Origin of the sequence: Indolivaga alginatilytica, from assembly GCF_003201355.1 — a bacterium.
GTDB classification, from domain to species: Bacteria; Bacteroidota; Bacteroidia; order Bacteroidales; family Dysgonomonadaceae; genus Dysgonomonas_A; species Dysgonomonas_A alginatilytica.
Window position 1 is genome coordinate 131,575 of sequence record NZ_QICL01000006.1, and the last position, 12,099, is coordinate 143,673.

7 protein-coding genes are annotated in these 12,099 nt (G+C 36.9%); 4 read left to right on the forward strand and 3 right to left on the reverse strand.

Going from position 1 to position 12,099, the window contains the following annotated elements; genetic code table 11:
• Window positions 1–60: 60 nt before the first annotated feature.
• Window positions 61–2,886 (forward strand): glycoside hydrolase family 3 C-terminal domain-containing protein, encoded by a 2,826-nt coding sequence (locus tag CLV62_RS07135; protein ID WP_110310098.1) that lies wholly within the window; start codon window positions 61–63, stop codon window positions 2,884–2,886.
• Between the two features lie 102 nt (window positions 2,887–2,988).
• On the opposite strand, the gene CLV62_RS07140 is transcribed toward CLV62_RS07135, so the two are convergent.
• The gene (locus tag CLV62_RS07140; protein ID WP_110310099.1) at window positions 2,989–3,801 is read right to left on the reverse strand and encodes a hypothetical protein; all 813 of its coding nucleotides are present in this window, start codon (window positions 3,799–3,801) and stop codon (window positions 2,989–2,991) included.
• 357 nt (window positions 3,802–4,158) lie between these two features.
• On the reverse strand, window positions 4,159–8,193 hold the full coding sequence (locus tag CLV62_RS07145) for a hybrid sensor histidine kinase/response regulator transcription factor (protein ID WP_110310100.1): 4,035 nt from the start codon (window positions 8,191–8,193) through the stop codon (window positions 4,159–4,161).
• Between the two features lie 141 nt (window positions 8,194–8,334).
• On the opposite strand from CLV62_RS07145, the gene CLV62_RS07150 reads away from it, so the two are divergent.
• The 3 genes from CLV62_RS07150 (at window position 8,335) to CLV62_RS07160 (ending at window position 11,118) form a co-directional block, all read left to right on the forward strand.
• A complete protein-coding gene (locus CLV62_RS07150; RefSeq protein WP_110310101.1) occupies window positions 8,335–10,047 on the forward strand; it encodes a helix-turn-helix domain-containing protein in 1,713 nt (570 codons plus the stop codon).
• 250 nt (window positions 10,048–10,297) lie between these two features.
• Window positions 10,298–10,558, forward strand: a complete 261-nt coding sequence (locus CLV62_RS07155; RefSeq protein ID WP_110310102.1) for a hypothetical protein — start codon at window positions 10,298–10,300, stop codon at window positions 10,556–10,558.
• 35 nt (window positions 10,559–10,593) lie between these two features.
• Complete coding sequence (locus CLV62_RS07160) at window positions 10,594–11,118, forward strand: hypothetical protein (protein WP_110310103.1); 525 nt, start codon at window positions 10,594–10,596, stop codon at window positions 11,116–11,118.
• Between the two features lie 140 nt (window positions 11,119–11,258).
• On the opposite strand, the gene metQ is transcribed toward CLV62_RS07160, so the two are convergent.
• Window positions 11,259–12,071, reverse strand: coding sequence for a methionine ABC transporter substrate-binding lipoprotein MetQ (gene metQ, locus CLV62_RS07165; protein WP_110310104.1), 813 nt, complete (start codon window positions 12,069–12,071; stop codon window positions 11,259–11,261).
• Window positions 12,072–12,099: the final 28 nt, after the last annotated feature.

Here is a 12,099-nt window from a genome sequence, read left to right on the forward strand (position 1 = left end):
TCGCCCTACAGTCAAACAATAAAAAGGTCTCCGACCTCAAACCCTACAAAACCATAGCTTATGAGATATTTATTAACGTGTAGTTTGTTAAGCCTTAGTCTATTTACGATGGCTCAGAAAGACTCGCGTATACCTCCTGCAAAAGATTTAATAATCTATCAATTACCTAAGAACTCTATTTATCATAAAGGGTGGATCGACTTTAACAAGAATGGCAAAATGGATGTATATGAAGATCCGTCTGCCACAATAGATGCCCGAATAGAAGACTTGCTCAGCCAAATGAATGTGGATGAAAAAACCTGTCAGATGGTTACCCTATACGGTTACAAAAGGGTTTTAGCCGATGACCTGCCCACTCCCGAATGGAAAAATAAGCTTTGGAAAGATGGTATGGGAGCTATTGACGAACATCTCAACGGGTTTCAGCAATGGGGGTTGCCTCCTTCCGACAATCCATTCGTGTGGCCTGCGTCGCGTCACGCATGGGCATTGAATGAGGTTCAGCGGTTCTTTATTGAAGAAACACGCTTGGGTATTCCTACTGATTTTACGAACGAAGGTATCAGAGGTGTTGAAAGTTATATGGCTACCAACTTCCCTACTCAGTTGGGACTGGGACATACATGGAACAGAGATTTGATTAACAAAGTCGGATATATAACAGGACGCGAAGGTCGCTTATTGGGTTATACTAATATCTATGCACCTATTCTGGATGTAGGACGCGATCAGCGATGGGGGCGTTACGAGGAAGTGTATGGCGAAAGCCCTTACTTGGTTGCCGAACTAGGTGTTGCCATGACTAAAGGTCTGCAAAAAGATTATCAGGTAGCTTCTACTGCCAAGCATTATATTGCATACAGCAACAACAAAGGCGGACGCGAAGGCATGGCTCGTGTAGACCCACAAATGTCACCTCGAGAAGTTGAAAACATACATGTATATCCTTGGAAACGTGTTATAAAAGAAGCAGGATTATTAGGGGCAATGAGTGCCTATAACGATTACGACGGATTCCCCATACAAAGCAGCTATTATTGGCTCACAACCGTTCTGCGCAAAGAGATGGGATTTAAAGGATATGTAGTTTCGGATAGCGATGCGGTTGAATATCTCCACTCCAAGCATGGTACATCTGCCGACATGAAAGAATCGGTACGTCAATCGGTAGAAGCAGGATTGAATGTACGTTGTACTTTCCGCTCACCAGACTCTTATGTATTACCTCTCAGAGAATTGATTCACGAAGGAGGTATCAGTATGGAAACTATTGATGACCGTGTACGTGATATACTTCGGGTAAAATTCTTAGTAGGATTATTTGATGCTCCTTATCAGATAGATTTAAAAGCTGCTGATAAAGAAGTGAACAGCCTCGAAAATCAACAAATTGCTTTACAAGCATCACGCGAATCTTTGGTCTTACTAAAGAATGAGAATAATACCCTACCCTTGTCGAAAGACAAAGTAAAAACAATCAGTATTTGCGGACCCAATGCCAACGATGCATCGTATGCGTTAACTCACTACGGACCTTTAGCCGTTGAAGTGTCGTCCGTATTGGATGGTATTACTGCTAAGGTGGGCAAAAACACGGAGATTCTCTATACTTTAGGTTGTGATCTGGTAGATGCAAACTGGCCTGAATCGGAGATATTGCCAAGTCCACTAACTACTGACGAACAAGCTGAGATAGACAAAGCTGTTGCTAATGCCCTGAAAAGCGATGTCGCGATAGTGGTATTAGGAGGCAATAACAGAACTTGTGGCGAGAATAAATCACGTTCGAGCCTCGACTTACCGGGACGACAACTCAATCTTTTACAAGCAGTTCAAGCTACGGGTAAGCCTGTTGTTTTGATTATGATAAACGGTCGCCCCAATTCTATCAACTGGGCAGATAAATATGTGCCTGCTATTTTAGAGGCTTGGTATCCGGGATCACAAGGTGGAAAGGCTATTGCCGATGTACTTTTCGGAGATTATAATCCGGGTGGAAAACTGACTGTTACATTCCCTAAAACTGTGGGGCAAATACCTTTCAATTTTCCCGTAAAACCAGCTTCGCAAGTAGATGGTGGCAGAAGCGTAGGAATGCAAGGTAATATGAGCCGGGTTAACGGAGCTTTATACCCATTCGGATATGGATTGAGCTATACTACTTTTAAATATTCAGACCTCATGATATCGCCTTCTGTAATCACGCCCAAGCAAGAGGTTACTGTACGCTGTAAAATAACAAATACGGGTGATAGGGATGGTGATGAGGTTGTACAATTATATACCCGTGATATAATCAGTTCGGTAACCACATACGAAAAGAATCTTCGTGGATTCGAGCGTGTACATCTTAAGGCAGGAGAAACCAAAGAAGTTTCCTTCACATTATATCCGAGAGATTTTGAACTTCTCAACTTGGATAATAATTGGGTGATAGAACCGGGAGATTTCCGCATTATGATCGGAGCTTCATCCGAGGATATTCGCCTGAAAGATATACTTACAGTAGCGCCTTATGGAGAACAAACGGTTCTAAAGAAAATTGCAGGTGTAAACGAATCTGTATCTATGGTACTGGATAATAACAACAATACCGAATGGGACGGTGTAAATGGTGATTATCTGACTTTTGTAATGGAAGAAAATACACAGCCCGATAGAATAGGTATCTACTGGAAAGCCATAGAACATCCTGCTGCTTTCGAGATTCAATTATCGAGCGGTGGCGGTCAGTTTCTCACAGTGTTTAAAGGAGATATTAAAGAGACAGAAAAATTATCAACTTATTCTTTCCCTAAAACAATCGCCAGCGATGTCCGTATTGTGATAACTTCGGGCAAAGCATCTATTTCGGAAGTGAAGTTGGAGAACGTAAAACGCTGATCGTATTTCTTTTCAATAAAAAAGTGAAGCTTGATAGCCTCACTTTTTTATTGAATTATGATTTGGATTGAATTCTCAGACTTATCTGTAACTCCAGATGAATTAAAAAGTAATACGTGGAGACATAAACAAAGCTCCGCTAGCTTTCTTTATTTTCGGTTTTGTCATTCCAATATAATCATTTGTAAAATCACGCATAAAAACAACTCGAACCTCACTGGTTCTTGTCGAATAAGTTAACGCACTTCCTCCATAAGGATCGTAAACATATTCTGTATTATTATAGAAAAATTTGAGAATCATTCTTTCAGTAGCTTCATTACCTTCAAATTTGAATGTCCCTTCTACTTTTTCTGATAGTTTCTGAATATTCGGATAATAAATTAAAGTTCCCTCATATTGTGAAGCATAAATAAGCTTGAAACCTCCACCTATAGGAGCCAATTTACTCTTAATTTCTTCTGTAACTTTATCAATAGCTGGTTGATCTTCGGGAGTTCCGTTCTCAGCCTCAACAGATGCTCCTTGACTTGTAATCATAAGAGAGACTGTTTTAATGATCACATCTACTTTTAGTGTTGCCGACCGGTTTTCACTATCAATCACCGTAATAGAGGTACTTCCTTCTTTAATGCCTTGAATATTAATTCTAAAATCTTTTTTGCCTGTGATTAAATCTTCATACTCATCAATTTTTGCTGTTGCAATTTCTTCATTGTTCGACTTAACGGTATATGTACCCTTAGCATTACGAGTTTCAACCGAGATTTTGTCAACACTAGTTACACTTACCGAACTTACCTTTTCGGAGCCGTAGAGAAATTTGATATCGGTATCTTCATCATCGTCACTACATGATACAAAGCCAATAAGGCATAGAGTAGTAATAAAAAAATAGAACAATTTTTTTTTCATAATTAATAATGTTAGTTATTAAGGTCTGAGACCTATTTATGACTTTGGTTAATAAATTAATAATTATTAGAGTTTATATTCAATAAAAGAATATTCTATTGAAACAAAGAGATTTAAACACAGAGAACACAAAGTTTAGGCACAAAATTTATTTATAATACCTTATTGTTGTGATCTTTATGGAAAACAACTTTGTGTTCTCTGTGTTTAAAATAAATCATTATAAATTAAGCATATAGTAATCTGTTGAATATAAACTCTATTATAACAGACTGTAATATTTAAATAATGCTGCATAAGTTCACTTAAAATAGAATACAAATATAATTATCAAGATTGTGGCGGGTGTATTTCTATTCAATTATCATCCTCTTTTTTGCGGTATTCATTAGGAGACATATTGAACTGAAGTTTAAAACATCTGCTAAAATAACGGGCTGAACTGAAACCAAATTCGTCTGCAACATCATTAATCTGCAAATTGGTATTATTCCTCAACATGAAAGCTGCCCGTTTCAATTTGTAATTGAGTATAAACTCATTGGGTCCAATTCCTGTAAGAATCTTGAATTTGGCAAATAAAGAACTACGCCCCATAGCCATTTCACGAGCCAAAGTATTAATATCAAATTCGGGATTATTTAGATTATCGTCTATTACTTTTTCTATTTTTTTCAAAAAATTCTGATCCAGTGTATTATTAGCTAAAAGTTGAATGTCGGTAGAATCCTGCTTTCTGAATGTTTCTTGAAGACGTAGCCGGTTCTGAATTAAATTATTACAGCGTGTCAAAAGTATTTTCGCATTAAATGGCTTCATTATATAATCGTCCGCCCCTTTTTGCAAGCCCTCAAGATTCTGTTCATCCGAAGTTTTAGCTGTCAGTAAAACTACAGGAATATGGCTTGTGTTGATATTATTCTTGATACGCATGCATAGTTCCGTCCCGTCCATTTCGGGCATCATAATATCGCTCAATATAATATCGGGCATGCTATCTCTATCCATTACTATTCGTAAAGCTTCTTTCCCATTATAAGCAATCAGCACCTTATAAAAGGGGGAAAAAATAGACTCTAATAATTCGGATAATTCTTCGTTATCTTCTACTATCAGAATCGTATAAAGTTTAGCCATCGGAGCATCTTCAACTTCTGAATTATCCTCCGACTCGTTTCCAATAAAATCTATCGCAGGTAATGTATCCTCTTTTACAGCCTCATAACCATCCCGTATTATCTTAACATTGCTATCTTTCTCGAAATGCTCAACACCTTTTTTCAAAGTTACAATGAATATACTTCCATAATCGGGTTTGCTTTCAACCGACATCGTACCATGATGAAACTCTACAATTTCTTTACAGATAGCCAAGCCCATTCCCGTAGTGAGGTAGGGGTCTTCCGCTTTTATGTTATTACTTGCCTGATAGAATTGGTCGAATATATTTTTTATATCGGCTTTGTCAATGCCTACACCATTATCGATAACCTTCACAGTTATTTTATCGGCACTTTCAAGTACAATCAACTCTATAGTACCTTTTGCCGGTGTATAGCTAAAGGCATTCGACAAAAGATTATAAAATACCTTTTGCAATTGTTCGGGATCAAACCAACAAAATAGAGTTTCCGACGAAGATTCGAAATTATATTTAATCTCTTTAGACTGTGCTTTTTCCTTAAATGATGAAAAAATATCATTCAGAATAGGTATAAGATCGGCATGATAGATATGCAGTTGAGTTCTCACATCTTCCATTTTTTGAAAATCGAGAATTTCATTTACCAGATTTCTCATCCGGTACGAATTCTTATATATTTTCTGAATCCTGTCCGACACCGATTTAGACAATGTATTACCTTGCATCAGTAGTTCGATCTGGGTAATTATAAGCGTTAACGGTGTGCGAAATTCATGACTTATTTTTGTGAAGAACGAAAGCTTCGCCTTATTCAATGTTGTTATATATTGTTTTTCTTTTCTCTCATATTGCAGTGAGGCTTCAAGCCTTATCTGTCTTTGCCTAAAATAAATGAATGCATACAACAAGGAGGCAAAAAGTAACATGTATACTATCCATGCAAAGGATGTTGCATAGAAAGGGGCATGCACAATAATCTCCAATTGAATTTCATCCGATAGATTGTCGGTATTATAAGTATTGTGACTCCTCACTCTTAGGGTATACTCTCCGGGTGTTAAATGAGTGTATACAAGAGACGCTTTGTTGGTAGTAATCCAATGATTATCCAGACCTTCTAATTTATACTCATATAAACGAGGATTATAAGCAGTCGCATAATCATTACCGGCAAAAGTAATCATCAGATTATTCTGGTTGTGCTTCAGCGAGATTTTAGAAGTATAAGCAAATATATCATCTAAGATATAGGAGCCATCGTCGGGTAAAACCTCTTTATTATTCACCATTAAATTCGAGAAATAGAGATTATAAGGAGGATCGGGTGAGTATAAATCCTCTTCAAAGAAAGATATAAGCCCTTCGGTAGTACTGACAAATATCTCTCCGTTCTCACACACCAGTATTGCATTACCTCTGTTAAATGACGATATAGGTAATAATCGGCTGATACTAATTGATTTAATCAATCTTTTGTTAGTGTTTAAAATCGAAAGACCTTTATCGCCGATTACAATTAAATGCCCAAGATGAGATTCTGCAACATTATAGCAATAATTACTCAGCAACTGTCCCTTTTCGGAAGTATAGGAAGTGAAAGCCCCGTTCTTTATATCGAGCTTCAATAAGCCAAGCCCTAAAGTTGTGACGTATATATCTCCACTTTTAGATTCGAATAGGGTTAGTGATCTTGCTGTCGAAAATTTTTCTTCAAAATAATACTCCTTGATTTCTTCTTTAGGATCATTCAAATTCAAACGGGCTATATAATTCCTGAATGTGGATATCCATAGATATCCTTTGGAGTCGATAATAAAGCTTATTCCCGAATACTTATCAAATAACCCGGCAGGATACAGAGGAATTATGTTCCCTGTTTTACCATCCATTTTAAATAATCCGTGAGTATCCTGAAAATAAAGATCTCCTTTATAAAAAACAGTCTGTAAAAGAATAGAGTGAAACAAACCGTCCTTGCTTGGTTCATTCAGGAAGTTTCTGAATTTTCCGTCTGAAATATCATAACTGCTTATACCTCCCGTGTGAGTACCCATGTACAATTTATTGGCGAGAGAATCATAGCAAATGCTTTTCAGGTTGTTATGATTGGGTCCGTTGCCTCCGTTATCGGCAGTGTAATATTTGAAACGGTTTCTCTTTCGATCAAGCATATTCAAGCCGCCGCCTTCGGTACATATCCAAACATTATGATCTTTATCCTCAACCATATTACCAACAAACGGATAGTTGAGCGAATTGTCGCGAAGTGGATCTACTCCGTAATATGTAAACACATCTTTTTTAGGATTGAAGAAATTAACTCCTCCATAATACGATCCGATCCAAAAAGAGCCTTGTCGGTCGATAAATAAAGAAAAGATAGAAGAATGAGCAAGGCTACCGGATGTATAGTTATTTATGTAAAGACTAAACCTGCCTGTTTTCCGTTCATATTTATTTAAACCTCCGAAAGTACCGATCCATATATTACCATCGGAATCTTCAACAAATGTCCTTACCTGATTACTGCTAATACCATTCTCAGCTTTTGGATTATGCGTAAAAGCTGTTACTGTACCTTGGGAATCTATTTTATACATACCTTCCATACGTGTCCCTATCCATAGTTCATTGTGAGAACTTTCGAATATCTGCCAGATTTCCTTATCAGGAATTACACATACAGGTGTATTATCAGGTAACAGTTTGTATAAGCCGGATAAGGTTCCTATCCAAAATTGCTGCTGGTGGTCTTTGAATATTTTAGTTATTTTATTACTTATGATAGGAGCGAGTTTGAAACTAAAGCTGTTTGTAAGTTCGTCCCATGTATATATGGTGTCTTTTGATGCGATGTATATGGTTCCGTCAATAGAGGAAAGCGCAGATACTTCTAATCCTTCGAATGTCGAGAACTTGTGTTGCTTGAGGTCATATTTCATCAGCCCCTTATCGTTGGTCATAAAAAAGATATTGCCTTCTTTATTCTCTGTGATATTGGTTATTTTTTCCCCTTCAATTGTTAATCGGGGCAAAGCATTGGCTCCCTTATAACTTACTACTTCCGAGCCATTATAGATACTTAGTCCCTCCATTGTACCAAACCAAATCCGTCCCAATTTATCCTGATGTATACTCAATACCGATAATTGAGACAAACCGTCTTTAACTCCTATATGCTTGAAATATATAGGACAAGCCAACGCACAGTAAAATATAAATAATAGGGAGAATATTACTTTTTTCATGATATGGAACAACGAAATAAAAAGCCTAGACACACAGGTTACAATTCAAAGATAAGAATTACTTAATTGTAATAAAAAAATGAAATAGATTATTTTTTTTCCTATATTGTTTTCCGGAACATATCAAGTTCTTTTTAATGCATGTTTACAAAAATTCATTGCCATATCAGGAAGTTAATATCGGTTATGTTGCCTCTGTTTTTATGCAACCTGCTGACCTTTGCTCAAAATTCCGATGGTTATCCCGAATTGCAATTATATCAAAGAACTTTAGACGCAGAGAATGCAGACAGCGCATACCATAAAGCGTTTACAGTTTATCAAAAAGAAGGAACGAAAAAAACAATTACGACCAATAAGCTGCTGGACAAAAGATACCATGAAATAATAAACTTACCTCAAAACAACGACAATCAATTATTAATCAAAATAAACCGCTTGCAGGAATTATCAATGAATGCCAATGGCGAAGGAGAAATAAATCTTGAACTTGAAGCTCTTACCCGGTCTTTCTCGCTTGCATTCTGGTCTGTTCCATGCAATTATGGTAAAGCTTTCACTATCGCCATAGCATTGGAAAAGAGGCTGTCTACAGTAGAGGAAAGCCATTATCCGGATAAACGAACGTCCTATTTTATGTTAGGAGAGGCATACTATCTTTTCAGGGATTTTGATAAAAGTATAAGCCTACTGCAAAAAGCGATTACAGAAAAGCCTCCGCGATCATTTACCGACTGTGCCAGTTTAAATGCCCGTAAAATTATTGGAATCTGTTATGCGAATAAAGGCAAGATGGATATATCGGACTATTATTTTAAATCTATTCTCAAAAGTAAAGATATAGTATTGAACCGTCCCGTACAGAATGCTGTCGCCCTGTCTAATCTGGGTTGTAATGCAATGTTGAAGGGAGAATACGACAAAGCCATATCTTTGGATTTGGCAGTATTGCCCTTTTTGAAACAGGGAGACGATTATGGGCATATTGCAGGGATGTATGCTTGTCAGTGTCAGTCGTATTTCAGTAAAAATAATTTTGCTCAAATGGGAATGGTAGTTGACAGTATACTCTTTTATGCAAATAAGGATCAGTATAATCGTAACAAGAGGTTAAAACAAGCCTATTCTATATTGGCCAAATACCATGTAACGACAGGCGATATCGAAAAGGTTCAAGAATACAATGACTCTCTTGTGGCTATTTACAAGCGTGAGGAAACTCTATTCAGTTCACAGTATATTCTTCAGGCTCAACAGGAAGCCGGCACTAAGGAACTGCAAATTCGTAATGAGCAGATAAAAGCAGAACATAATCGTTTTGTAGCAGGGCTCATCCTGTCAATAATAAGTATTTTAGCGTTGTCCGTCATTTTTTATCTCTATCGCCGTAAGCAAACCGCTTTTCGTCTGTTAGTCGAAAAAAATCGTCAATGGGCACAACAAGCGACAGATGATGTTATAGGCAAAGAGCAGGAAGAGTATTCCGATAAAACGATGATACATCATAAGCCGACAAAAGAAGAGATGCAAATAATGGAACAGATAAAAACATTTATTCTGGCCGATAAAAATTACAAGAATCCTGATCTGACAATGGAACTATTAGCCTCAAAACTACATATAAACCGTAAATATATTTCATCTGCCATAAATAAAGTAACCGGAAAGAATTTTAATACTTACATAAACGAGTACCGTATACAAGAGGCTATACGTATTTTGTCATCGCCCGAACACAATATTATAACCATTGATGGGGTAGCGGAGATGGTCGGTTTTAATAACCGGAAATCTTTCTATGAGTATTTTAAAAAGATAACTGGTCTTACACCTTCCCATTTCAGAAAAAAATAAATAGTTTTTGTTTATTGGTTATAAATAAAAACTATAATCAGGTGATTGTACATCAGTTTCTTAGGATTTTCTTTGTCACCATTCATGAATAGTGACAAAGAAAATTATTTCGTTTTATAACTTTGTCTTAGTCGGATATACTGCTGTACGTATTGATCATCCCGATCAAAAATATGTATATTCTTTTCTTTAAAAATGATGTGATAAAATCGTCAATAAATATTGAATAGTTACTTAAAATTTACATCAAATGGCAAGCGGCAAAGAAAATCGTTATGGAGGCATAACAAAAGAAAAAATCACACTGATATTGGACAAACTAAAACAAAGTGGAGCAAGTGTTACAGGAACGAATCCCTGGAATGTAGACGTTCACAGCAATGGTGTAAAACTTCAGGGAAGATGGAACGAGAGCATATCGGAACTTCAAATCACAGTTGTTGATAGGAATTTTTATGTGCCTTATTCTAAAGTGTGGGATAAAATCAATCCTTTAATTAGCCAGATTTAAAACTTTCATTTATTAATCATTTAAATAATCAAAACATGAAAAAACTTGGATTTTGTGAAGTTTTCACTATAGAAAGAGAGTATCAAGCCGGAGTCTTAGAGATTACCATCTTGGTGAAACTAGAAAATATTGCTCTGTTGGGAGTCACAAAGTTACCCCCAAAACTAATAGGTGGCAAAGGTATTGAAAGTTATTCGTTTATGCCGGTTCAAAAGAATGCGATAGGCGCTCTTCAGTTTGCTAAGTATAATCCGGTAAGCGGAACGATATTATTCGAAGAAGTTATTCCTTACGATATATGTGAAGCTAACAGTTTGGGCGGATGGTCCGAATTTAACGATTTGACAGAGGAGGATGAAAAAGCATTCGATTTAATATTGGACGGCATTGTCGGCGTAAGTTATAAAGCCAAAAAAGTATCGAAACAAGTTGTAAATGGCATTAATTATCGCTTTCAGGCGGAGGCTAAAGGTGTTTACCCCGGTGCAAAGCCTTACAATGCTGTTGTTAGTGCTCATATTGCCCCTGACGGCACAATAGATACTGTTGCAATATTTTAATATGTTGATATGTTATGATTTACAGTTGTTGAATTTGGAATCGTCTTACAACTCTACATTACTTCCTACAAATTAAAAAACTACGGGATTATAATTCCGTAGTTTTTTATCTGCAATTTTTAGCATCTTGTAATAAAGTGTCACCATCCTTTTATCGCTCCACCTTTAAATTCCCGATTGGCAGTTTCTGCCACCTCATCCGATTGAAAAGCCTTTACAAATCGTTTCACTCTGTCGTCATCCTTATTATCCTCTCTGGAAACTATTACATTAACATAAGGGGAGTCTTTCTCTTCTACAAAGATGCCATCCTGCAAGGTGAGTCCCACACCTGCGGCAAATGTATTATTTATGATAGCAATAGTTACTTTATCATCATCCAGAACACGAGGAAGTTGAGGTGCTTCCAATTCTACTATTTTAAAATTTCGGGGATTCTCTATAATATCTGTTACTTTAGGAATAAAGCCAACATTGTCCCGAAGCTTTATCAAACCTTGCTTTTGCATTAAGAGAAGAGCACGACCTCCATTTGTCAGATCGTTAGGTATTACAATGGTACTGCCATCTTTTAGTTCGTCCAGCGATTTTATTTTCTTTGAATACCCTGCCAAAGGATATACAAAGGCATTGCCTACGACCGCCAGTTTATAGCCTCGTTCCTTCATTTGATTTTCGAGATACGGCACATGCTGAAATACATTGGCATCAATATCCCCCTGATCGAGTAGTGTATTAGGCACAACATAATCGGTAAGCGTAACCAAATCGACATCCAGATTGTATCTTTCTTTGGCTACTTTCTGAGCTGTTTTCGCTACAATATATTCGGGTCCAAGCACTACAGCTACACGGATATAATTAGGGTCGTTTTTTCGTCTGCGTCCGCAAGAGTTAAACAGAATAACGGATGCAAGACATATAACGAATATCTGAAATATTTTTAATCTCATCTTAGAGTCTTATGTTATTTAGGGTCTG

Coding starts and splice junctions, on each gene's coding strand:
- CLV62_RS07135 (WP_110310098.1), top strand. CDS start 61: ATGAGATATTTATTAACGTGTAGTTTGTTAAGCCTTAGTCTATTTACG.
- CLV62_RS07140 (WP_110310099.1), bottom strand. CDS start 3,801: ATGAAAAAAAAATTGTTCTATTTTTTTATTACTACTCTATGCCTTATT.
- CLV62_RS07145 (WP_110310100.1), bottom strand. CDS start 8,193: ATGAAAAAAGTAATATTCTCCCTATTATTTATATTTTACTGTGCGTTG.
- CLV62_RS07150 (WP_110310101.1), top strand. CDS start 8,335: ATGTTTACAAAAATTCATTGCCATATCAGGAAGTTAATATCGGTTATG.
- CLV62_RS07155 (WP_110310102.1), top strand. CDS start 10,298: ATGGCAAGCGGCAAAGAAAATCGTTATGGAGGCATAACAAAAGAAAAA.
- CLV62_RS07160 (WP_110310103.1), top strand. CDS start 10,594: ATGAAAAAACTTGGATTTTGTGAAGTTTTCACTATAGAAAGAGAGTAT.
- metQ (WP_110310104.1), bottom strand. CDS start 12,071: ATGAGATTAAAAATATTTCAGATATTCGTTATATGTCTTGCATCCGTT.